Consider the following 24,648-nt stretch of genomic DNA (forward strand, 5'->3'; position numbering starts at 1 on the left):
ATTTCTGCTTTATTCTGCTAAATAAGGCCTCTGTGGTTCGTTAGAATTTTAGCGGTGCTCAATTCGCCAAAATAAGGCCTCCACAATTCGTTAGAGCGGCGAGGGTTTGGAAGATGCTGCAGAAGTTTGACTGGGATAGCTTGGCGATGGGCTGCTGCTAAGTGACCGGAATAGCTTGACGGGGGTGACTGAGGACTGGGATAGCTTGGCGATGGGCTGCTGCTAAGTGATTGGGATCGTTTGAGGGGGGTGACTGGGGACTGGGATAGTTTGGCGAGGGGCTGATGCAAAGTGACTGGGAGGGCTTGGCGCGGAGTTGCTGCAACTTGACTGGTCGGGAGACTGCTTGCTTTGCAGTAGCCCCCTTTCGCTCCGTTTCCCTCAATAGCAACCACAAGGTACGGTAGACGTGAAATGGATTTTTTTAACAAGGGCTTCCGGGGGCTTCCGGGTTCGATAGAAAGAAAGAACATCAAAAAGGTGGCAAAGGGTTTAACCCTTTCGCCACCTTGTTTGATTCATGGTGCTCTCTTCATGAATAAGAGCTATCACTCGGATCATAAGGTCCGCAAACTGGGCTGCTAGAATGCCCAGTTGCCGCCGCGGAACAACGGTTCCGGCGTGCCGTCTTGCAGAATGCCGTCGATATCCAGATCCTCGGTACCGATCATAAAATCAACATGCGTTAAGCTGTGATTCAAGCCGCGCTCTGCAAGCTCCTCTTTGCTCATGGACAAGCCGCCTTCCACGCAGAACGGGAACGCGAAACCGATCGCCAAGTGGCAGGCTGCATTCTCATCAAACAAAGTGTTATAGAACGTCAGGTTCGTATCCGAAATCGGCGAACGGTAAGGAACTAACGCAAGTTCGCCCAGATAGTGCGAGCCTTCATCCGTTTCAACCAACCCTTTAAGCGCATCGTATCCCACTTCGGCTTGAAACGCCGTAATGCGTCCCTCCGTGAAAGTGATCGAGAAGTTGTCAATCAGATTGCCGTTATAACTAAGCGGCTTGCTGCTGACTACCGTTCCGTTCACGCTTGTACGCAGCGGCGAAGTAAATACTTCCTCCGTCGGCATGTTCGGGATAAAGGTTGTGCCCTGTCCGTTACGTGTACCTGCGCTGACCCAAATATGACCTTCCGGAAGCCCAATCGTAACATCGGTTCCAGCCGAACCGCGATAACGCAGCTCTTTGTATCTGCGCTCGTTAAGCCGGCCAGCCTTGGAGCGCAGATTGTCGGCATGCTCGCGCCAAGATTGAACCGGATCTGCCGCATCCACCCGTGTTGCCGCGAAGATCGCTTCCCACAGGGCATCGACGCGCTCAGTTGCAGGAAGGGATGGGAACACTTTCTCCGCCCATTCCGGCGTAGGAACCGCGACAATCGACCACGCAACCTCATTGCTAAGCGTAAACTTGCGGAAAGGCTGCAGTGCAGCTTGCTGGGACTTGGTCGCAAGACCGATCCGGGAAGCATCGACTCCGTTAAGCAAATCCGGATTTTCGGCCACTACCCAGAGGAAAGCTGCTCCCTCTTCCGCTAGTGCAACACGTCCCTTAGCATGCCACTCCGGATAATAAGACAGCCCTTCTTCCGGCGATTTCTCAAGGCGCGTACGAGTTATTAACTCGTCCATCCAGTCGACATGTACATAGCTTGCTCCTATTTCATAGGCATGTTTCGCCACTTCTCTGACAAACTCAGCTGCTGCGATTTGCGAAATAATACAGAGCTTCTGACCGGGCTGAACGTTGACGCCGACCTCTACGGCAAGTGCCGCGTATTGCTCCAGACGATGTTGGAATGATTTCATTTTATCGACTCCTTTATGTATGGGCAGCCAATACCCTAATACCGATACCAATTATACCAGCGCGAGATTAACAGATGCAAAAAACACCAGAACGGCCCCACTTCGGGCAGCCGTTCTAGTGTCTTATCTGATTACGTCATTTGAAATTGTGCATGATGAAGTCTGCTGTAATGTCCCCCGGCTTCAAGCAGCTCTTCGTGTCTACCCTGCTCCGAGACGCCATCCTCCGTGACGACGACGATACGGTCGGCATTCTTAATTGTTGCCAGACGATGCGCAATAACGAGTGTCGTACGCCCTTGCGACAGCTCAGCAAGCGACTGCTGGATCGCCGATTCTGTCTCCGTATCCAGCGCGGACGTTGCCTCGTCCAGAATAAGAATTGGCGGGTTCTTGAGGAACATCCGCGCAATCGCAACACGCTGCTTCTGACCGCCGGAGAGCTTCACGCCACGTTCTCCCACGATTGTGTCCAGCCCATCCGGCAGGGAGAGGATAAAGGACTCCAGCTGTGCCTGTTTCGCAGCTTTCATCAACTCTTCGTCTGTCCCGTCCATCTTCCCGTACTTAATATTTTCTCGAATCGTTCCTGAGAACAAGAATACGTCTTGCTGAACGATACCGATTCCTTTACGCAGCGAATGCAGCTTCATATCACGGACGTCTAGTCCATCGATCGTGATGCCGCCAGCGTCAACGTCGTAGAACCTCGGCAGCAAGCTGCAAAGCGTCGTCTTTCCTGCCCCGGAAGGACCGACGAACGCGACCGTCTCGCCTTCTTGGATAGTCAAGTTGATATGCTCGAGCACTTTGGATTCATTTTCGTAGCCAAAGCTGACATCTTTGAACTCGATATTGCCGCGCAGGTTCTCTACAACTATGGCATTCGGACGATCTGCAACCTCTGGTTCGGTTTCAAGCAGCTCGACATACCTTCTGAATCCTGCAAAGCCTTTCGGATAGCTCTCGATAACCTGATTGATCTTCTCGATCGGACCAATAAACACATTCGCAAGCAGTAAGAATCCGACAAACTCACCGATGGTCAGCTCTTGCTGAATGACAAACCAAGTCCCGCAAACCATAACGAACAGCGTAACGAAACGCTTCAGCACATAGCTAATCGAGGTGTTGGCAGCCATAATCTTATAAGAAAGCAGCTTGGTCAGACGGAAACGACGATTGTTGACTTCGAATTGCTCCTTCTCGAATGTTTCGTTCGCGAAAGATTGAACGACGCGCATTCCACCGACGTTATCTTCCACACGTGCATTAAAGTCCGCTATGTCGCTGAAGAGCTGATGGAACGCTCTGGTCATTTTCTTGCTGAAGAAGATCGCGAGCCATATCATGAGCGGCACAAGGACAAATGTCAGAAGCGCCAGCTTCCAGTTGATGAACATCATAAGCGTGAATGCGCCAACTAATGTCATCACGGCGATAAACAAATCTTCCGGCCCGTGATGCGCCATCTCGCCGATTTCCATCAAGTCATTGGTGAGCCGTGACATTAAGTGACCCGTCTTATTGTTGTCGAAGAATCGGAATGAGAGCTTCTGAATATGATCGAACAGCTTGCGGCGCATATCAGTTTCGATATTGATTCCCAGCATATGCCCCCAGTAAGTTACGATATAATTGAGCATGGCATTTAAGGCATAAATCGCTAACAACGCGATACATGCCCATGTGATAAGCCCCCAGTCCTTGCCTGGAAGCAGCTTATCCACGAATTGATTGACTGCTACGGGAAACCCAAGCTCCAGAAACCCGGCGAAGATGGCGCAGAAGAAATCAAGATAGAACAGCCTCTTATAAGGCTGATAGTAAGACATAAATCGTTTAAGCATAACGAACGGACTCCTCCTTCTCTGTTCCTGTTAGAAATAAAGTTGTTATCTTGATCTTGTGAGCAAGAATAGAAAATACGGAGCTCCGATAATCGCAACTACAATCCCCGTTGGCACATCGTACATACGAGCAAGCGAATCTGCGATGATGAGCAGTAGACCTCCGGTAATCGCCGAAGCCGGCAGTAGATAGGTATGCTGCGGACCAACAAGTCTGCGGGCCAAATGAGGCCCGATCAATCCAACAAAAGCGATTCCTCCCCCAACCGCTACGCAGGAAGCGGCTAGAGCGACAGCTGCCCCGTACAGATACAATCGTTCTCGATTAAGTGCTGTACCAAGTCCTGAAGCCGTCTGATCTCCTAAATTCAACACATCCAGTACACGTGCCTTGTAATAGACAAATGGCAGCAGCACGACGATCCAAGGCAATAGTGCCAAGACGAAACGCCAGTCCATGCCCAGCATGCTGCCCGCCAGCCAAACCTGTACGAACTTGAATTGATCCGGATTGAGCTTCAGCGTCAGTACGAGCATGACTGCTGAAATCCCTGCCGCTACTGCGATTCCGACAAGCAGAAGTCGAATGGTCGAAATGCCGTGATGACGTCTGTACGAGAGACTATAGATGAGCGCTGCCGTTGCTCCTGCCCCAACCATAGCAAGCAGAGGAAGCAGAAATATGGCATGGTTTATCGGTCTTACGGATATATACAGAATGACGATTAGTCCCGCTCCGGCGTTAATGCCGAGGATGCCGGGATCGGCCAGCGCATTTCGCGTAACCCCTTGCAAGATACAGCCAGATACCGCGAAACCAGCGCCGATCAGCAGCGACATTACAATCCGAGGCAGACGGAATTGATACAAAATCAGTTCCTGATTAGCCGTCCCCGAGCCCAGCAGCGTATGTACCATATCACTAGGCGAGAGCCTAAGCGTGCCTGTACTCATACTGATCATGAATACGATAATAATAAGGCCGCCCATCAGTCCCATAATCGTGAAAGCCCTCATCTTCCGTGCCTTCTCTGCAGGAGTAACTGTATAGGAATTCATTACAGTTCCCTCCTTTCATTCATCGCCAAGTAAAGGAAGAAAGGTACACCGATAATCGCAATAAGTGCGCCAAGCGGGGTTTCGGAGTAGGGGTTAAACATTCGGGCTCCGATGTCTGCAACGATAAGCAAGAGTGCTCCAAGTACGGCAGAGCATGGAATGATCCAACGGTAATCAACGCCTACCAAATACCTTGCGATATGCGGAATAATGAGGCCAACGAATCCAACCGCTCCAACTACGCTGACAGAAGCACCGGCTAAGATAAGCACAAGGATCGTTCCAATCAGCTTAATCAGCCCTGTACGTTGTCCGAGGCCAATTGCAATATCTTCACCGAGGCTTAACAGCGTAATGGAACGCGAAATCATGATCGCAACGACAATGCTGCCGAGCACCCAAGGCGAAATAATACGAATTTGCTCCCATTCCACAGCTGACATACCGCCTGCGAGCCAGAAGGCCAGCTCTCTGCCTACCTGATAATGAATGGCAATCGCATCGCTGATTGCGAGCAGCAGTGCAGTAACGGCAGCACCTGCAAGGACAAGACGCACCGGAGTAAGGCCCCCTTTGACAAACGCCCCTGTCCCGAACACCAGTCCAGCTGCTGCGGCAGCGCCGATAAACGAGAAGAACATGAGATTCACGAATGACATCCCTGGAAAGAACGCAAAACATACAGCCAGCAGGACGCCTGCGCCTGCATTAATGCCCAGCAAACCCGAATCCGCGAGTGGATTGCGCGTCATCCCCTGCATGATTGCCCCAGCTGCGGCAAATGCGGCTCCCGTGAGGGCACCAGCAAGCACGCGTGGAATCCGAAGCTGTCTTATGATTTGGTGCGAAGTCAAATCCGAATTAAAGTGAAAGAGCGCATCCCATACGGTCGATAACGACGTGTCTGCGGCACCAACACAAATCGAAATAGCGGCAGTTATTACTAGTGCTATTGTACCGCAAATGAGAATGAGCAGGGCAGCGAGCGGCCGGGAATGAATGGCCAATTGCTGTGTTTGTGAGGAAGATTGAACGTTCACTTCAAAGAAACCACCTTTTCACTGATGACGAACTTACAGCCCGATTGCAATCATTGAGAATTATTTTCATTTCCATAATAAAGAGTTCAAAGCCTCTTGTCCATTTATTTGCCGAATGTTTCCCAAGAATGTGCAAGATTAATGCTACAAAGTCAGCGTTACATGAACAGATCTCAGGTAGAGGTGATTCTCATGGATCAGCGAATGGATCGCGGGATTGACCGTCTGGTATATAAGTTGCTTCGCAAACAAAGTCAAGATGGCAGCTGGCGCCTTGGTTTTATAGATAGCGGAACGACCTCTGACGCAGCAGCAGTCATGCTTCTGACCAGCAGCGGCATTCAGAAGCCCGCGTTAGTCAATTCCTTATGTGAGCGAATCATAGCCAATCAAGGTGCGGACGGCGCTTGGCGTGTATATCCCGATGAGGAAGACGGCAATCTCGCCGCAACGGCAGAATGTTATTTTGCCTTACAATTCGCCGGCCTATCACCTTCTGAGCCTCGTATGAAAAAAGCGAGAGAGAGCATCGCCACACTCGGAGGACTCTCCCGCATCGACAGCCTATTGACCAAGTTCCTGCTCGCTGCTGTCGGACAGTATGAATGGCCGCGCTGGTTCCCTGTCCCGCTCTCGCTCCTGCTGCTCCCTCCAACCGCACCGCTTCACTTCTATCAATTCTCCGGGTATGCCCGTGTTCACATGGCCCCGATGATGCTGCTCGGGTCTACGAAGCCTGCGTTCTCTTTGCCTCACGTCGAACCGCTTCGCTTCCATCGTGAAGAATTGTCGCTGGAACAACTTCTCTCGCAACAGAACAGCTGGGGGCTTCATTTTAACAATCGAATCCCCTCCATCTCCGATCTTTCGCCGCTAACCGCACTGCACAAACAAGGCACAGCTCGCGCGCAGCAATACATGCTCGATCGCATTGAACCGGACGGTACGCTGTACTGCTATGCCAGTGCGACAATTCTTATGATTCATGCGCTGCGTGCACTTGGTTACACCATCAATCATCCCATTATTATGAACGCCGTCGCAGGCCTCGAATCCCTTCTGCTGCGCGACAGTGGGCATTACACGATGCAGAATACAACTTCAACTGTATGGGATACCGCATTAACCAGCCACGCTCTTCAAGAAGCAGGCGTAAGCGCGAATCACCCGAGCATTCGATCTGCCGGGAATTATTTATTAAAGCATCAGCATACCAAGTTTGGGGATTGGAAACTGAATGTGGAGCATCCGCTGCCCGGCGGGTGGGGCTTCTCCGACTCGAATACGATAAATCCGGATATCGATGATACGACAGCTGCGATGCGTGCCATTGATGGACTCACACACGAAATATCCTTTAAGCAAGCTCGTGAACACGGTCTGCAATGGCTGGTGTCCATGCAAAATTCAGATGGAGGCTGGGCTGCATTCGAGCGTAATGTGAACAGCAGAATCATCAGCTGGGTACCGCTCGACGGCGCCGAGGATGCCGCTACAGATCCATCCACGCCGGATTTGACCGGCAGAACCCTTGAATATTTGGGCAAGCACACCGGGCTGACAACCAATTACAGCTCTTTCATGCGCCGGGCTGCGGATTGGCTCTATCGTGCGCAGAAGGATGACGGCTCATGGTACGGCCGCTGGGGCATCTGTTATATCTATGGCACTTGGGCTGCTCTGACCGGTTTGATTGCCGCCGGGGAGTCACCGAACCACCCTCAGATACGTAAGGCCAAAGAGTGGCTTCTTCGCATCCAACTCCCCGATGGCGGCTTTGGCGAATCCTGCCGCAGTGACCATGTGAAGCGCTACGTTCCGCTCTCTTATTCGACGCTCTCCCAAACGGCTTGGGCGCTCGATGCACTTATCGCTGTTACTGAACATCCCTCGCCTGCCATGGAACGAGCATGCGATTTCTTAATCCTCACATTGGATTCAGATAACCCCTTGCCGAAGAAGTATCCAACCGGAGCAGCATTGCCAGGCTATCTCTATACTCGTTATGACAGCTACCCTCTCGTATGGCCGCTCCTCGCACTGGCGAAATACCGCAACAAGTTCGGAATGGCATGACTTGCACGAGAAAAAAGGGACGATTCCATACGCAAGCGCGCACCGGAAAGTCCCTAAACAGTAACCAGTATAAGACCCTTATAAGTTCAATTAACAATTAACGCTGCATACGCCAGTACATATCATTCAAACGAAGCTCATTGCGGAAAGCGAGCGGGTTTGTCGAGTTGTCGATAATGACACATTCAATGCCTGTCATCTCTGCCCAGTCCACCAGCTGTTCAGCCGTAACCTCATACGAGAAGACCGTATGATGCGCACCGCCTGCACGAATCCACGCTTCTGCGGAATCTTTAAGGGAAGGCTGCGGCTTCCATAACACACGAGCAACCGGAAGATTGGGCATATCATGCGGCGTTTCTACAGCGTCCACAATGTTCACGATAAGGCGGAAACGATTGCCTACATCAATAATCGATGCGTTCACAGCCTGGCCTCTGCGACCGTTGAAGGTCATGCGGGCCGGGTCAGCTTTGCCGCCGATGCCTAGCGGGTGAACCTCAAGTCGAGGCTTGCCGTCCGCGATCGTCGGGCAAATTTCAAGCATATGCGCACCAAGAATGAGTTCATTTCCCGGCTCCAGATGGTACGTATAATCTTCCATAAAGGATGTCCCTTTATTGCCGGCAATCGTCTTCATCACGCGAGTCAGCGCGGCTGTCTTCCAGTCGCCTTCACCGCCAAAGCCGTAACCTGCCTCCATCAGTCGCTGCACGGCAAGCCCAGGAAGCTGTTTCATGCCATGCAAATCTTCGAAAGTTGTCGTAAACGCGGTGAAGCCGCCTTCTTGCAGAAATGCTTTCATGCCAAGCTCAATGCGAGCCTGCTCGCGGATCGATTCCCACTTCTCGGCATTGGAACGGGTTTCCGGTGTGATCTCGTAAGACGCCTCGTATTCATCAGTCAGTGCGTTTAACTGCTCTTCCGTCACTTCTGCGATATAAGCGGCCAAATCTCCGATCCCATAGCCGTTAATCGACCAGCCGAACTTGATTTGCGCTTCTACCTTATCCCCTTCCGTTACCGCAACTTGGCGCATATTGTCGCCGAAGCGTGCAACTTTGAGAGAACGACCTTCTGTGAAAGCAACCGATGTGCGCATCCAGCCGGCGATCCGACCACGCACCTCAGCATCCTCCCAGTACCCCACAACGACCTTACGTGCAATCCCCATACGAGCACCGATGAATCCGTATTCGCGGTCACCGTGAGCCGATTGATTTAAGTTCATGAAATCCATATCGATGGAATCCCACGGAATATCGCAGTTAAATTGTGTGTGCAAGTGAAGCAGCGGTTTGCGCAGTTCAGATAGACCGGCAATCCACATTTTGGCAGGCGAGAACGTATGCATCCAAGTGATCAGTCCAGCACAATGCTCATCCGCATTAGCCGCTGCACATAAACTATAGATTTCTTCCGGAGTTGTCAGTACCGGTTTGAACACAACTTCATAAGTAATCGCTTCATCGCGATCCAAGCCCTCAGCAATAATACGAGAATGATCTGCAACCTCAAGCAGCGTTTCCGGTCCATATAGATGCTGGCTGCCGGTAACGAACCAGAATTGATAACGTTTAACATGGATCACGTTAAATACTCCTCCTCATAATCCTGAATGAAATCCAACTTGTACGAACATGATAGCAGAATCAAACACCATTACGATCCTCAAATAGCCATTCACGCCAAAATCAAGCTTAAGATTAGAGTATGTACAGCTAAAAACTTGTACGTACAACTTCTTCCAACCTCATTGTACGCTCCTGCAGTTTTGTTTTCAATACTTAATTATTAACGATTCTATACTTAACACTTGACACTGATACACTTTGTATCATAAATTACTATTAGTGGGGCCGAAGTGTAGCTTTTTCACTAGTACTAGATGGCGAGAATGACGTAAGGAGCTAGAAACTATGACGATGGGAGATCGCTTGAGAGAACTTCGACTTCGAAAGCACATTTCGCAAGAAGAAGTCGCGAGGCAAATTGGCATTACCCGTTCAGCTTACAGTCATTACGAAATCAACAACCGCCAGCCGGTTTATGAGACGTTAAAGAAACTCGCTATTTTATTTAACGTGTCACTTGACTACATCATTGGCGGGGAGGCTGCAAGACCGGAAACGCCTGTAACTCCTGAAGCGATCGAAATTATCCGTATTCTAAACGGCATGGATCAGGAACGCCGAAAGCAATCCATCGATCGGATGATGGCGGTTATCAGGCAAGCTGACTAACGCTTCGTAGGGTTGCAGGCAGCGCGAACCATATCATTGTCCCTTTATCCAAGGTACTGACAGCACCGATTGTGCCGCCATGCGCTTCAACAATTTCTTTGGCAATCGCGAGCCCCAATCCGCTGCCACCCTCGGCCGAGTTTCTGGAAATCTCTTTCTTGTAGAATCGGTCGAAAATAAAGGGCAAATGCTCTTCCTCAATTCCGCTGCCTGTATCGCTAACCGTAACGATAGTCCGATTTGCTGTCTCATCGAAGAAAAAAGAAAGCGCTATCTCGCCCCCCTTCTCCGTATGCTTGATCGCATTGTAAATGACATTCGCAATGACTTGATCCATTCGTGGCAGATCCAGGCGCAGCATGATGCGGTTCTGTTGCTCCATTTCATGGGCATGTCCCTCCTGCTCGGAGTGCGCACTGTGAAAATCGCATCTGAACCGCATGCCGCTGCTGATGACATCGATTTCGTAGAGATCATGCAGCTGTTGAATCCAATGACTGAGCGGAACGTCCGCGAAGTCGAACCTCGTCTGTCCAGCCTCCAGCTTCGTCAGCTCGAACAAATCGTGAATGAGCCGATTCAGTCCGCCGACCTTCCCCAGCATCATGCGCAGGTAACGCTGCTGCTGCTCCTCCGTTTTGACAACTCCATCTTGAAACGCTTCCAAATACCCTTGCAGCAGCGTAATCGGCGTCCGCAGATCATGCGAAATATTCGTCATGAGATGTCTTCTTGACGATTCCGAACGATGCAGGTCCCGATTCGTCTGCTCCAGCGATTCATTCGCTTCGCTTAGCTCCGTCGTCCGCTCTTCAATTCGCTCCTCCAAATGCGCATTCAGCTCTCTCAGCTCACTTGATACATGCTCAACCTGATACATTGCGCTTGAGAACCTTTTGGAAATAATAAAAGACTGCATGAGCATAAAGAAGAACAATCCCAGCGGTATGAGCTGTGCATATAGAAGCCATTCATTGTAGAACAGCATGTCATTAAGCACCGTAACCACAAACACCGCCACCCCTGTCAGTACGAAAGCAGACCCGATCCGTTTGCGAACCCTCGCCGTAATCAGCACGATTAATGTATAAATGCTCACAGCAACTACAAAGATTTGAAACAGCGAGATCTGCTGCGTATACACGATCGCAGGACTGAACAGCACGAATCCGACTAATGAGGTCCCGATCCCGATTACGAAAGGAATCACTCGTTTTGACGCATCCATCGGAAATAACCGATACACGTACAAGTAACCCGCAACCGCGCTTAGCGAAAAGGCGATATATTCGATTTTCATCCCAACTTCCCACGAGAGAGGAAGCAGCTGCAAAATATAATTTTCGCCGGTTACGCCCGCTCTGGCTGCAATAAATAAGCACAATAAGCCAAAGTGAATCGTAAACCGCTCCTGTCTGCGGAAAGCGTACAGACCGATGTGATAGATACCGATAATGAATAAGCTTCCCAGGATGAGCATCTCTTGGACAGAAGCTTTCATCTGATTCGCGACGAGCGTATCGCTGTTGCCCATCTTAAACGGAACCCAGATGCCTCCTTTGCGATGCTGGAAGTTGGACACTTGCACGACAAAATCCAGCTGCATCTTCCCTTCCACATTAAACGAAACGATCCGCGGGAATTGCTGCGCTTTCGAAGAGCTTCTACTGGTCCCGACTATGCCTTGCTCGGCAAGCAGTTGGCCGTTGACCCAGAACTTATAGCTGCTGAAAATATTCGGTACGCGCACGGCGAGCACGCGATCCGTCGGTTTGATAAGTACGGTTAATTTATAGGTAGCAAAACCTTGTCCATTCTTGATGCCGCTGTTTCCCGGATAACTGTTCCAAGAACGCGGTACTGTAACATGTAAGCCGTTATACCTCATGGCTAATTCCGGGGTCAGAAGCTGTCCGCTGAAGAACGTCCACTCTCCTGCAAGCGGGAGCTCGCCATCACGTTCAAACGACCATTCCCTAAGATCAAGAACTCCTTTCTTCGCGGCAGGATTCTCCCCGCTGCTCTGGGCACTGCAGCCGGTAAGGAGGAGGATGGGAAACAATATGAGGATAATAGAAAGGATTAATCGGCGATTCATAGCGGCCTCCTGAAAAATCGTTGATTGCTCACTCCTCCCTCGATTCGCTATAATAGCCTAGGAAGAGGGGGAAGATGGAGATGAATGGTAGCAAAATTCTTGTCGTTGACGATGAAGCCGACATTACCGAGCTGATTACTTTATATATGGAACGAGAAGGTTTTGAAGTACATACGACAGACAACGGTGAAGATGCCGTCCTGCTCGCAGCCGGGCTGAAGCCGGATATGATCCTGCTGGACATCTCACTCAAGAATCTGGATGGTTTCGAAGTGTGCAAGCACATCCGAACGATTTCCAACGTTCCCATTTTGCTCATAAGCTGTAAGAGCGATGATACTGACATTATACATGGACTTACTGTGGGCGGCGATGATTATATGACCAAGCCGTTCAGTCCAAGCCAGCTTGTCGCTCGCGTTAAAGCACATCTGCGCCGCCAATCTGTTATCGGTCAGTATTCGATCGATCGAGCTGTCGGCGAAGTGCTAGAATATGATGGTTTACGAATTGATTTGCCTGCACGGACCGTTCATCTGGGCAGCAAGGAAGTCTTCCTATCGGCGAAAGAGTTCGAGCTTCTCGTTCGCTTAGCCAAAACACCGAACCGCGCTTTTGCACTGGATGATCTGTATACGATCGTTTGGGGACATGATAGTATGGGCGATACTCGCACACTGATGGTTCATGTCAGCAATTTGCGCAAGAAAATCGAGCCCGACCCTGCAAACCCGATCTACATCGTCACCGTTCGGGGAGTAGGCTACAAATTCAACGCCAAGGAAGGTAACACACATGTACAACGCTGATTTATGGAAAGATTACGAACTTCTCGATACCGGCAACGGAGAAAAGCTTGAGCGCTGGGGCAGCTACGTGCTGCGCAGACCTGACCCTCAAGTGATTTGGCCGATTGCGAATGAAAGTGGTTTGTGGAAAACAGCAGACGGCCACTATCACAGAAGCTCCTCCGGCGGCGGAGAATGGGAATTCCGCACGAAAATGCCGGAACGCTGGTCCATCTCCTATGGTGAGCTGAAATTTCATATTAAACCGACCAGCTTCAAACATACCGGACTGTTTCCTGAGCAGGCTGTCAACTGGACCTGGATGATGGACAAGATCCGCAAAGCCGGTCGTCCGATCCGCGTGCTGAACTTGTTCGCTTATACAGGGGGGGCTACCGTTGCTGCCGCTGCAGCCGGCGCAGAAGTGTGCCATGTCGATGCTGCCAAAGGTATGGTGCAATGGGCGAAAGAAAATGCTGAGCTTTCCGGTCTGGCAACCGCTCCAGTTCGCTACATAACGGATGATGTATTCAAATTTGTACAGCGCGAGCAGCGCCGCGGCAGCAAGTACGATGCCATCATCATGGATCCGCCTTCCTACGGACGCGGACCGAACGGCGAAACATGGAAGCTGGAGCAAAATCTCTATCCGTTTCTTGAGTTCTGCACGACGATTCTTACCGAGAACCCTCTGTTCTTGCTAGTGAATTCGTACACGACAGGACTGTCGCCGACAGTTCTTCACAATATGCTGCATATGACGGTTGGCCGCAAACATACCGGCTCCATCCATTGCGGCGAGATCGGCATCCCTATTTCCGCATCCGGGCTTACACTGCCTTGCGGCATCTTGGGACGTTGGGAGGGTAAGTAAGATGGGTAACGACCCGAATGCAGCCCCGGCCCCGCTTCTGCCTGTGCTGTATGAGGACAACCATCTGCTTGCCGTCATTAAGCCTGCGGGAATGCTTTCGCAGGCCGATGAAACGGGCGAAATGGATATGGTCACACTGCTGAAGGATGACCTCAAGGCGCGCTATCAGAAACCAGGCAACGTATATGTCGGACTCGTGCATCGTTTGGATCGACCTGTTGGCGGCGCCATGCTGTTTGCGAAGACGTCCAAAGCGGCTTCCCGCCTGTCAGAATCTGTTCGCAGCCGCTCATTCGATAAGCTGTATGTAGCCGTCGTTCATGGTTCCCCTGCGGCAGCTGCCGGTAGATTGCGCCATTTCCTGCGTAAAGATGCCGGCAGAAACATCGTTACCGTTCATCAGAAGCAGGTTCCGGATGCGAAAGAAGCCATTCTCGATTATGCGGTCGTCGCCAAACAAGGCGGGCTCTCTCTCATCGCCGTGAAACTGCTGACTGGCCGCTCGCATCAGATCAGAGCTCAAATGGCCGAAATCGGCTGCCCGCTCGTCTATGACCGCAAATATGGAGCTCCTACCGTTCAAGGCGAACAGGATATTGCACTTTGGTCGACATCGATCGGTGTGGCGCATCCCGTTACGAAGGAATGGCTTACCGTTCACGCACTGCCGCCGAAGACCGAGCCGTGGAGCCGTTTTCGCGATGACGATTTCATCCGGGCACGTTCGATCATGCCGCTGGAAGGACTGTAGGGCTTATGACTAGACGCAAATTATGGCTGCTCAGCCTACTCGTCCTTTCCCTGCTCCTTCTAGCCGGCTGCGGGAGCGGTCCGTCCCTGGAGCCGGAACCTAACAACCAGCCGGAGACCGTGCAAGAGCCAGCTCCGGAAGTGGATCCAGCAGCACCGGAGTCCGATCCGGCGCCAACGCCAGAGAACGCTGGTGACACTGCTAATCAATCGCCGGTTGATGAGGGCGACTTATCTCAACCTGACGATCAAGACGCTGAGAACACGCCTCCAGCCCCTGAGAAGTCAGTTGATGCGCTTTGGGTAGCAGTTGGCGACATTATGATGCATATGCCGCAGCTCCCTGGTGCCTATAACGAGAAAACCAAGAAGTACAACTTCGAGCATTTCTTCAAGCCAATGAAAGCCATTCTTGAGCAAGGCGATTGGACGCTCGCCAATCTGGAGACGCCGATTGCCGGCAAGTCGCTCGGTTATTCCGGTTATCCGCGCTTCAATGCGCCGACTGAACTTGGCGAAGCGCTCAAATATGCCGGCTTCACGACGATTACGACAGCTAACAATCACGCTCTTGATCGCGGTGCCAAAGGCATCGCGCTGACGCTCAAGAAGCTGGATGAGCTTGGCTTCGAAACGAAAGGCACGGCGCGCTCGCGGGCTGAAGCTGACCGGATCGTCATTGCCAAGCGCAAAGGCATTGCAATGGGGCTGCTCGCCTACACGTACGGTACCAACGGTATCCCGCTGCCGAAAGATCAGCCTTATGCCGTCTCCTTGATCGATGAAACTAAGATCATCAATGACATCAAGAAGCTGCGCGAGGCCGGCTCTGATTTCATTACGGTTGTGCTGCATTTCGGCATCGAATATCAGACGCAGCCCAATGACGTGCAGAAGAAACTCGCGCGCAAGCTGATCGCAGCAGGCGCCGACATTATTGCCGGCTCACACCCGCATGTCATACAGCCCTACGAGATGGTTGAAGCTGCTGAACCGGATGGTTCCGTCAGAAAAGGACTTATCATTTATTCGATGGGTAATTTCATTTCCAATCAACGCGGTGATTCGAAGGACTACGGTGTCGTCTACAAAGTGAACATTCATAAAGACGGACCTACAGGTAAAACTTCGATTCAGAATGTGGAGGCGCTCCCTACCTGGGTGCACCGGGTAACCAGCAAAGGCGTGACCAACTATAGTGTTGTTCCGCTGCAGCAGGTTATTGCCTCCAAATCGTTAAAGGATCTCTCTGGAACGGATTATACGTCGATCAAACAGATGTACAACCAGCTTATGAAACGACTGAAATCGATGTCAGGCAAGCCGTTCAAGGTAACGGGCTGATTGGATAAACGCACAAAAGTGGCTGAACCGGGATTCATTTATACGGGTCAGCCATTTTTCTTTTTTGCGTAGACTGAATCCTACACCGGACATCATTAATAACTTGAGAAGGGTCGAAAATGTTGCACGTTGTGCCGGCATGTTGATTATTCAACATTTGCTCAGTAGTGGGTGAACCAGTATGGGAATACCATGTCCGGACAGCCTTTGAACCGTATTTTCGCGCTAACGAACTGTAAGGGCCTTATTGCTCGAAAATAGCTACTTATCAGATCTAATGAACCGTGAGGGCGTTATTTCGGGAAAATGGAGCAGAAAAGGGCATCTCGACACGAAATAGCTCCCGTAGGGGTCGTTAGAATTTCAAATCCAGTCATTTGGCTAAAATAAGGGCTCTAGAGTTCGTTAGAGTGGAAGCTCTTCTGCAGCCCCTCCCCCACTCCTCCAGCAAAAAACAAAAGGCCTGTGCGCAGCAGTTCCACGTCGGAACATGCTGATGCACAGGCCTTTTCTATTGCAGCGGCCCTCTCAGACCTTGCTTGTATGTGAGCTTATGTACAACCTACGAATTGGCTACTTTGCCAAGCAGATAGACTAACAGCTGTTGATTATGGGAAGATATGCGATCAAGCGCTTCGCTGATGTAAGCATCGCGAACGGCAAGTCCGCGAGCAGCTTCGATCTGCCCCTTATCGGTCACGGTCACCCATACAATACGGCGGTCACTCTCATCCCGGTTTCGCACGACAAGACCGCCGCGCTCCATTCGATCAAGCAGCGTTGTTATAGCAGCGGGTGTCGTCTCCAAATAACCGAGCAAATCCGAGGGTTTCATCGGTTGATGCAGCAGCAGCAGCTCTAACACGCTCAGTTGTCCTTCCGTTAATCCGGGAGCCAGTTCTTCCTCCAGATGCGACTTCCATTCCTTCGTCATCTTCATCCACAACCGGGCAAATTCCGCAGAAACGATGACCATCACCCGCCTTCTGTCCGATTTTATCTTATACCTTATTATACCATGCCGAAATGTCGAATATAAGGTTAATGCAGTTAATATTTTGTCTGACTAATCGCTACAAAAGAGAACCATTTGACACAATTAGACATACATTGGTGGTATAGGCTGTTGTACCGACTCGAAATAAGGAATGGAGCGTGATCCGTAATATGGAGGAGCGCAAGCTCGAACTTGTACGTAAACTATCGCAAATCGGCATACAAAAAGACCCGCAATGGGTTGACCGGCTAGATGAACCAGCCCCATTGTGGGTCGTGCTAGAACTTATTGTTGAAATGATGGAGCGTCGCGATTCTCCCCATCAGCCATTTGACTGAGCTTACAAATCGGCGCGCACGAAGAACGACGTCAATACATCCTTCTTATCGACCGCTGTTACCGCGCGGCCAGTCGATTTCCGATCATCAATCGGCGCTTTCTCCGTCGAAACGATTTGATTCGTGCCGGCTGCCGTTAGCAGCACCAGATCCCGCGCTTCCTTGCAGTGGAGGCCTCCAATGAGACCAATGCCATTCGAGCGGACCCGACTGCCTTCCTTAAACTCGAAGGTGGCGACGCCTTTGCCGCCCCGACCTTGGATCGGATAATCAAGCAGCAAGGAACGTTTGCCGTATCCAAGCTCCGTCAGGACAAGCACTTCGCCTTCATCACCCGACACCCACTCTGCTGCGACGATTTCATCGCCTTCGCGAACGGTAATGCCTCGGACACCTCCAGCAACGCGGCCCATCGGATTCACTTCGCTCTCAGGGAAACGGATACTCATCCCGTTCTTCGTAATGAGCAGCAGCTCTTTACTGTTGTCGCTAAGCGATACACGCAATACATCATCACCATCAGACAGCTTCACAGCCGCCATAGCAGTGGAACGCGTTGATTTATATTCTTTGAGCTCCGTCCGTTTCACTTGTCCTCGTTTGGTTACGAAGACTACCGAACGATCAGGCGCTTCAAAATCCTTCACAGGAATGACACCAATGATACTGTCGTCCTTCGGCATCGGAATGACGTTCACGACGGCCGTACCGGTATCCTTCCATTTGAACTCCGGAATTTGATGGACAGGCAGTTGATAATACTGTCCTTTGCGCGTGAAGAGCAGCAGTTGATCAATCGTATTCACATCAAGCAGCGTACGAATAACGTCGCCTTCCTTGACGCCGGCACTTCCAAGCTCGCCGCCGGAACGGGTGAACGATAGCTTAGAGGTCCGCTTGATATAACCGTCCTGGCTAAGGGTAACAAGTACATCTTCAGCAGCGACGATAACCTCAAGGTTAACCTTCAGTTCCTCCACTTCGCCTTGAATGCCGGAACGGCGGTCGATACCGTACTTCTCGCGAATTTCCAGCAGCTCTTCCTTGATAACAGAACGCAGTTTCTTCTCGCTGTCTAGAATCGAACGCAAATACGTAATCCGTTTCTGAATATCCTTCAATTCCTTCTCAATCGAAGTAATCTCCAAATTCGTCAAACGGTATAATTGGAGCGTCAGAATCGCATCCGCTTGGCGCTCTGTAAACGTAAACTTCGCTACGAGGTTCTGCTGAGCATCCTGCCGATTCTTCGACGCCTTAATGGTTGCGATGATTTCATCCAGCAAATTAAGCGCCTTCGCCAAACCTTCCAGTACGTGAGCGCGATCTTCCGCTTTCTCCAGCTCGTACTTGGAACGTTCCGTTACAACTTCTTTCTGATGCGCAATGTACGCGGTCAGCATGTCCTTCAGACTGAGCTGCTTCGGCGTTTTGTTTACAATCGCAACCATATTGAAATTGTACGCGACCTGAAGATCGGTTTTCTTAAGCAAATACGCCAGAATGCCTTGCGCATCCGCGTCCTTCTTCAGCTCGATGACAATCCGAAGACCGTTACGGCCGCTTTCATCGCGAACCTCAGCGATGCCTTCGACCTTCTTCTCGATCCGAATGTTCTCCATTGCAGTAACAAGGCGGGATTTGACGACCTGATACGGAATTTCCGTAATGACGATCTGTTGGCGTCCGCCCTTCATGTCTTCAATGATCGATTTGGATCGGTGATAGATGCGGCCCTTGCCGCTTTGGTAAGCGTCTCGGATACCATCCTCACCCATGATGAGTCCGCCTGTCGGGAAATCGGGACCTTTCACAATGTCCATCAGCTGTGCCAGCTCAATGTCCGGGTTCTCCATCATCGCATTACAAGCGTCGATCACTTCACGCAAGTTATGCGGCGGAATTTCCGTCGCGAAACCGGAGGAAATTCCGCTTACACCATTTACGAGCAGGTTAGGATACCGCGAAGGCAGCACAACCGGCTCTTTCGTCGTATTATCGAAATTGTCTTTGAATAAGACCGTTCGTTTCTCAATATCACGAAGCAGTTCCATCGCAATTGGCGATAAACGCGCTTCGGTATAACGCATCGCTGCTGCCGGGTCATCATCGATCGAACCCCAGTTTCCATGGCCGTCGATGAGCATATGTCCCATTTTCCATGGCTGCGCCATACGAACCATACCTTCATAGATGGAGGAATCGCCGTGCGGATGATAATTACCCATTACATCGCCGACCGTCTTGGCCGATTTGCGATACCCTTTATCGGGCGTGTTGCCTGCATCATACATCGCGTACAAAATACGCCGCTGCACCGGTTTCAATCCGTCTCGTACATCGGGAATGGCGCGGTCCTGAATGATGTATTTGGAATAGCGTCCGAAGCGGTCGCCCACGACCTCCTCAAGAAACGCCGGCAAAAACTGTTCCAGGATACTCATGCCGAAACTCTCCTCAACTGTTATTCAACATATTCGGTAAAATCAACATTCTCAACGATCCAGCGTTTACGCGGATCTACTTTGTCGCCCATGAGCGTGGAAACGCGGCGCTCCGCTTTGGCTGCATCTTCAATTTGAACTTGAAGCAGCGTACGCGTCTCCGAATTCATCGTCGTTTCCCATAATTGATCGGGATTCATCTCGCCGAGTCCTTTATAACGCTGCAGCTCAAAGTTCTTGCCGAACTCCTTCAAATAATTCTGGAGCTGCTCATCCGACCAAGCATACCGAACGGTTTCAAGCTTGCCGGATTTCCTTGTAATCTTATAAAGAGGCGGCTGCGCAATGAAGACGCGGCCCAAATCAATCAATGGCTTCATGTAGCGGTAGAAGAACGTTAGAAGCAGCACTTGAATGTGCGCGCCGTCCGTATCCGCATCCGTCATAATGATGATTTTGCTATAATTACACGATTCCGCGTCGAACTCAGGTCCAATGCCTGCGCCGATCGCCGCGATAACCGCCTTGTATTCGTCGTTTTTAAGAATATCGAGCAGCTTAGCCTTCTCCGGATTCATCGGTTTCCCCTTAAGCGGAAGAATCGCTTGAAACTTGGAGTCGCGGCCTTGCTTCGCGGAACCGCCTGCGGAGTCACCTTCTACGATAAACAGCTCCGTACGGGTAACATCTTTCGACTGTGCCGGCGTCAGCTTGCCGCCAAGGTTGGAGCTTTCGCTCTTCTTCTTGCCGCTGCGGATTTCGTCACGCGCTTTACGTGCAGCTTCGCGGGCTCTTGATGCTTGAACCGCCTTCTTCAGCAGCATTTGCGCAACCTGCGGATTTTCCTCCAGGAAAACCTGCATCTTGTCAGAGACGATCGCATCTACGGCACTTCTGGCCGAAGAACTGCCGAGCTGATCCTTCGTTTGACCAACGAATTCAACCTCGGACATCTTGATGTTGATAACCGCCATCATGCCTTCGCGAAGGTCGTTGCCGTCGAGATTCTTGTCTTTCTCCTTGATCATTGCGTTCTTGCGTGCATAATCGTTCATAACACGCGTATATGCGGTTCTGAATCCGGTCTCATGCGTACCGCCGCCGCGTGTTGGGATGGAGTTTACGAACGAGGCCAAGGTTTCCGTGTAGCCGTCGTTGTACTGCAAAGCCACCTCAACTTCGATTTCATCACGTTCGCCTGCAAAATGAACGACATCATGCAGCACGGTTTTATCTTCATTCAGAAACTGAACAAACTGCCGCGCGCCGCCTTCATAGTGAAACTGGTCTTGTTTGCCGCTGCGATCGTCCTTTACCGTTACCTTTAACCCGGAGTTCAGGAACGCAATCTCCTGCAGCCGCTCAGAGAGCGTATCATAATTGATTGAAATATTACCGTGGAAAACGCGTGTATCCGGCTTAAAGGTTACTTTCGTACCTGTACGATTCGTATTGCCCATAACGATAAGTCCCGTTACCGGTTCGCCGACATGCTCTTTGCCAGCGTCGTCGACCCAATACTCGAAGCGCTGCTTATGTATTTTACCATCACGGTAAATTTCAACTTCCAGCCACTCCGACAACGCATTCGTTACCGATGCGCCAACGCCGTGCAAACCGCCGGATTTCTTATATCCGCCGCCGCCGAACTTACCGCCTGCATGCAAAATCGTAAAGACAACTTGAGGCGTGGGAATACCGGTCTTATGCATGCCGGTAGGTATGCCGCGTCCATTGTCCTTCACTGTAATCGATCCGTCATTATGGATCGTTACGTCAATGGCAGAGCAGAACTTTGCCAGATGCTCGTCAACCGCATTGTCGACGATCTCCCAGACAAGGTGATGCAAGCCCGAAGTGCTCGTGCTGCCGATGTACATCCCGGGCCGTTTCCGAACAGCGGTCAGCCCTTCAAGCACCTGGATGTCGTCTGCACCATAGCTGTCGGTACCCAAATTCGCTTCGCCCGCAAGATTTAACTGCTCAGTCATAGGGTCCTCCTAATAAAATTTATTGCGCTTCCTTGCATTCTTTTCCATTTAAGCCGATTCGCTCACTTCAAGCTATTCTAATTCATGATGTCCTGTTTCGTAAAGACACCGAATGAAACGATAAGTCCGATTGCCGCCCAAATCGCGAGGATAATCAAGGAAAATGAAAGTGTCATGCCTTGAATTGGCGGCGGGGAGCCTGCTAAATAATCCGTTAGCTGCAAATTGACCGCGAATACATATTTGGCACTTTCCCATGATGATGACATACTCGACAAAATCGTACCAGCGATGACAGCCGCCATCATCGTGACGATACTCGCCGCCGTGCTTCGAACAAGAACAGATACCATGAGCGCCAGAATGGCAACGGTCATGGATGAGACCCAAATCAGTCCGCCTTCCATGAGCACATACAACCACTGTGGTACGGCATGTACATAGGAGCTCTCCATTGTAGAGCCTTCGATGACAAATCCTGTAAACACAGGTATTTGCCAGCCGGAATACCCAAATACCGCGCCTGATATAAGATAACAGAGAATGGCGCTGACCACAACGGTTAATGAAACATAGAACGTCAAAGCAACGAGCTTGCTCAGTAAAATTTTCCATCGTCTTACAGGTCTTGTGAGAAGCATCTTAATTGTTCCTGTCGATCGCTCGCCTGACACCAGGTCAGAGGCAATCGCAAGCACCAGCAGCGGATAAAACAGCGTAACGGCATTCGACATAAAGCTGCGAGTAAAAGTTACGCCGTTTGGTGAGTTAGGATTTACATCGTGATCCAAATAATACTGAAGCTGTTGAACGGCAATTCGGCGGTTACGCTTCCACTCCTCCGGAATACGGTCACTTGAGAGCATATTTTGATACTCATTGATCTGCTGAACGAGCTGATTGCGCCAATCGGCGAAGTTTTTACGATTGGTTTCCGCTATTTTCATCTGGGCATACGTAAAGATCGGAATGAGTACGAGCAGCACAAGTACGACAACATAGAACCGTTTCTTCTTCCATATTTTCAGCGTCTCATTCTGAATGAGCGGCAGCAGCCTATCCAATGCTCTCACCTTCCGTCATTTGCAAAAATAGTTCTTCCAGCGTTGGCGCGATCTTCTGTACCGAAACGACGCCAATACCGGCATGAACGGCTTTCTCAACGATGGCAGAGATGCGCTCCGCCCCCATTGAAGTAATAATGCCTTCCTTCAAGCTTGCCAATATGCTTTCATCGATCCGATGCTCACCATCACTTATGATTCGGATGCCATCCTCCGCCTCAAGCAGCCTTCTTCCCGCTTCCGTATCGTCGAACTGCCAAACGACATAACTGCCGGTCTGATTCACAAGCTCGTCAACCGTACCGACTGCAAGCACTTCGCCGTGACTGATGATCGCAACGCGGTCGCACATCAACTGAATTTCGCTCAGCAGATGACTAGAAATAAACAAGCTCATTCCTTGATCAGCCAGCATGCGAACGAACTCGCGAAGCTCTTTAATTCCTTTGGGATCCAGGCCGTTCGTCGGTTCATCCAGAATCAGCAGTTTCGGCCTGCCGAGCAGCGCTTGTGCGATCCCAAGACGCTGGCGCATGCCAAGCGAATAGGTTTTCACTTTGTCATGGATGCGCTGCTGCATGCCGACGATACGGACAACCTCAGCAATTCGATCTTGACCAATTCCGCGCTGCATCCGGGCAAAATGCTCTAAATTCTCCCAGCCTGTCATGTATCCGTATACTTCCGGGTTCTCGACAATACAGCCGATGTGGCTGAGCGCCTTCTCCGGGTCACGCTGTACATCGCTTCCGCAAATAAGGATCTCACCGGAAGTTTGTTTGATCAGCCCCACAAGCATACGGATCGTTGTGGTCTTCCCAGATCCGTTTGGACCGAGAAAGCCGAAGATTTCGCCGCTTTTCACTTCAAAGGAGACGTTTTTGATAATCATTTTGCCGCTAATCCGCTTCTTCACATCTTTAACGGAAAGAACGACTTCTGCTTCTGAAATAGTTTGTAGATTCATCACATAGGGCTCCTATTCCAGCGACTGCACGATACGTGCCGCAATTTGTGCGTAGCCTTCATGGTTCGGGTGAAAATGATCGTTCGACAGATAGCTGCCGATCGAACGCTCAAACATATCGAATGACGGCACCAAGGTCATATTCGGATATTGATGCAGAATCGAATAGGCTTCCTCATTCCACTTCTGAACCTGCAAGCTGCCGTCTCTAAGGTCCGTAATATTGTAAAAAGGGTTATAAAGGCCCGTGTATACCACCTGCGCGTTAGGATTAATTTCATGCAGCAGCTTAATGACTTTCGACAGTCGGTCGATGCCTTTCGGGAGCTCTTTCTTCACCGTATCCAAGCTTATATCTCCCGTTACTTCGCCCGCAGATTGACCGTTTGCTATTTGAAACAAATCATTGCCTCCGATGGTAAAGACAATCAGATTAGCCTGCTGCAACGAGTAGCGATAGCCTTTGTCCGTGCTGAGCAAATGTACAAGTTGATCAGCGCGCAAACCGTTCACAGCCAAATTGTTGTTCAATTTGACCGGAATCAGCGGAAATTTGGCCTTAAGCAGCGTTACGACTTGCTTGACATAACCTTCGCCTGTCGCGTCTCCTGTACCCTTCGTCAGGGAGTCGCCAATCGCGGTAACATTAATTGCCTTGCTGTTTCCAAGGCTTGTAGACTCCGGCAGCTCTGGATTCGCCTGCTCTCCTGAGTAGGCTTCAGCTTGCGGAAACAGCATGTCCTTCACCGCATACCCAAACCCGCCAATCATCAGCAAAGTCGAAACCAGCGCTGTAATTCCAATCGTTCTCCATAATACGCCAGAAGATGCGCTTCTCATGCTGCCGACACTCCTTTCTTCTATATCGGATCGAATGCCCATTTTATCCCAAACCTTTACAATTCTAT

Annotated in this window: 18 protein-coding genes; 6 read left to right on the forward strand and 12 right to left on the reverse strand. The window is 50.7% G+C overall.

Translation table 11 applies throughout. The features are described 5' to 3' along the window. Positions 1 to 581: 581 nt before the first annotated feature. The 4 genes from AC506A_RS07890 to AC506A_RS07905 all read right to left on the reverse strand — a co-directional run bounded on the left by AC506A_RS07890 (position 582) and on the right by AC506A_RS07905 (position 5,766). A complete protein-coding gene (locus tag AC506A_RS07890) occupies positions 582 to 1,817 on the reverse strand; it encodes an aminopeptidase (RefSeq protein WP_495460405.1) in 1,236 nt (411 codons plus the stop codon). 131 nt (positions 1,818 to 1,948) lie between these two features. Next, positions 1,949 to 3,667, reverse strand: coding sequence for an ABC transporter ATP-binding protein (locus AC506A_RS07895; RefSeq protein WP_495460406.1), 1,719 nt, complete (start codon positions 3,665 to 3,667; stop codon positions 1,949 to 1,951). A 45-nt stretch (positions 3,668 to 3,712) separates the two neighbouring features. Further along, positions 3,713 to 4,726 (reverse strand): FecCD family ABC transporter permease, encoded by a 1,014-nt coding sequence (locus tag AC506A_RS07900; RefSeq protein WP_495460407.1) that lies wholly within the window; start codon positions 4,724 to 4,726, stop codon positions 3,713 to 3,715. Further along, positions 4,726 to 5,766 carry a FecCD family ABC transporter permease gene (locus tag AC506A_RS07905; RefSeq protein ID WP_495460408.1) on the reverse strand — a complete coding sequence of 347 codons (1,041 nt, stop codon included), beginning with the start codon at positions 5,764 to 5,766 and terminating at the stop codon, positions 4,726 to 4,728. The genes AC506A_RS07900 and AC506A_RS07905 overlap by 1 nt, the downstream gene beginning before the upstream one ends. Positions 5,767 to 5,958: 192 nt before the next feature. Here AC506A_RS07905 and AC506A_RS07910 point away from each other — a divergent pair, with 192 nt between their 5' ends. Continuing rightward, a complete protein-coding gene (locus AC506A_RS07910; protein WP_495460409.1) occupies positions 5,959 to 7,842 on the forward strand; it encodes a terpene cyclase/mutase family protein in 1,884 nt (627 codons plus the stop codon). A 97-nt stretch (positions 7,843 to 7,939) separates the two neighbouring features. On the opposite strand, the gene araA is transcribed toward AC506A_RS07910, so the two are convergent. Further along, the gene (gene araA / locus AC506A_RS07915; RefSeq protein WP_495460410.1) at positions 7,940 to 9,433 is read right to left on the reverse strand and encodes an L-arabinose isomerase; all 1,494 of its coding nucleotides are present in this window, start codon (positions 9,431 to 9,433) and stop codon (positions 7,940 to 7,942) included. Between the two features lie 328 nt (positions 9,434 to 9,761). Between araA and AC506A_RS07920 the strand changes: the two genes are divergently transcribed. Beyond that, a complete protein-coding gene (locus tag AC506A_RS07920; protein WP_091215574.1) occupies positions 9,762 to 10,085 on the forward strand; it encodes a helix-turn-helix domain-containing protein in 324 nt (107 codons plus the stop codon). On the opposite strand, the gene AC506A_RS07925 is transcribed toward AC506A_RS07920, so the two are convergent. After that, on the reverse strand, positions 10,069 to 12,183 hold the full coding sequence (locus AC506A_RS07925; protein ID WP_495460411.1) for a sensor histidine kinase: 2,115 nt from the start codon (positions 12,181 to 12,183) through the stop codon (positions 10,069 to 10,071). The genes AC506A_RS07920 and AC506A_RS07925 overlap by 17 nt on opposite strands. A gap of 80 nt (positions 12,184 to 12,263) precedes the next feature. On the opposite strand from AC506A_RS07925, the gene AC506A_RS07930 reads away from it, so the two are divergent. From AC506A_RS07930 to AC506A_RS07945, 4 genes are read left to right on the forward strand one after another with little or no spacing between them, the layout of a single operon-like run. Further along, positions 12,264 to 12,992: a response regulator gene (locus AC506A_RS07930; RefSeq protein WP_495460412.1), complete on the forward strand. Its 729-nt coding sequence runs from the start codon at positions 12,264 to 12,266 to the stop codon at positions 12,990 to 12,992. After that, positions 12,979 to 13,845 carry a class I SAM-dependent methyltransferase gene (locus tag AC506A_RS07935; protein WP_495460413.1) on the forward strand — a complete coding sequence of 289 codons (867 nt, stop codon included), beginning with the start codon at positions 12,979 to 12,981 and terminating at the stop codon, positions 13,843 to 13,845. The genes AC506A_RS07930 and AC506A_RS07935 overlap by 14 nt, the downstream gene beginning before the upstream one ends. A 1-nt stretch (position 13,846) precedes the next feature. Next, positions 13,847 to 14,596 (forward strand): RluA family pseudouridine synthase, encoded by a 750-nt coding sequence (locus AC506A_RS07940; protein WP_495460414.1) that lies wholly within the window; start codon positions 13,847 to 13,849, stop codon positions 14,594 to 14,596. 5 nt (positions 14,597 to 14,601) lie between these two features. Continuing rightward, the gene (locus AC506A_RS07945) at positions 14,602 to 15,939 is read left to right on the forward strand and encodes a CapA family protein (protein WP_495460415.1); all 1,338 of its coding nucleotides are present in this window, start codon (positions 14,602 to 14,604) and stop codon (positions 15,937 to 15,939) included. A 562-nt stretch (positions 15,940 to 16,501) separates the two neighbouring features. Here the strand turns inward: AC506A_RS07945 and AC506A_RS07950 are convergent. The 6 genes from AC506A_RS07950 to AC506A_RS07975 form a co-directional block, all read right to left on the reverse strand. After that, positions 16,502 to 16,909, reverse strand: a complete 408-nt coding sequence (locus tag AC506A_RS07950) for a MarR family winged helix-turn-helix transcriptional regulator (protein ID WP_495460995.1) — start codon at positions 16,907 to 16,909, stop codon at positions 16,502 to 16,504. A 367-nt stretch (positions 16,910 to 17,276) separates the two neighbouring features. After that, positions 17,277 to 19,718 carry a DNA gyrase subunit A gene (gene gyrA, locus AC506A_RS07955; protein WP_495460416.1) on the reverse strand — a complete coding sequence of 814 codons (2,442 nt, stop codon included), beginning with the start codon at positions 19,716 to 19,718 and terminating at the stop codon, positions 17,277 to 17,279. Positions 19,719 to 19,738: 20 nt separating this feature from the next. After that, positions 19,739 to 21,709 (reverse strand): DNA topoisomerase IV subunit B, encoded by a 1,971-nt coding sequence (gene parE, locus AC506A_RS07960; RefSeq protein ID WP_495460417.1) that lies wholly within the window; start codon positions 21,707 to 21,709, stop codon positions 19,739 to 19,741. Between the two features lie 77 nt (positions 21,710 to 21,786). Then, complete coding sequence (locus AC506A_RS07965; RefSeq protein WP_495460418.1) at positions 21,787 to 22,773, reverse strand: ABC transporter permease; 987 nt, start codon at positions 22,771 to 22,773, stop codon at positions 21,787 to 21,789. After that, a complete protein-coding gene (locus tag AC506A_RS07970) occupies positions 22,766 to 23,740 on the reverse strand; it encodes an ABC transporter ATP-binding protein (protein ID WP_495460419.1) in 975 nt (324 codons plus the stop codon). Before AC506A_RS07970 ends, AC506A_RS07965 begins: the two co-directional genes overlap by 8 nt. A gap of 12 nt (positions 23,741 to 23,752) precedes the next feature. After that, the gene (locus AC506A_RS07975) at positions 23,753 to 24,580 is read right to left on the reverse strand and encodes a GDSL-type esterase/lipase family protein (RefSeq protein WP_495460420.1); all 828 of its coding nucleotides are present in this window, start codon (positions 24,578 to 24,580) and stop codon (positions 23,753 to 23,755) included. Between the last annotated feature and the right edge of the window lie 68 nt (positions 24,581 to 24,648).

Source organism: Paenibacillus sp. N22P23, from assembly GCF_059383735.1.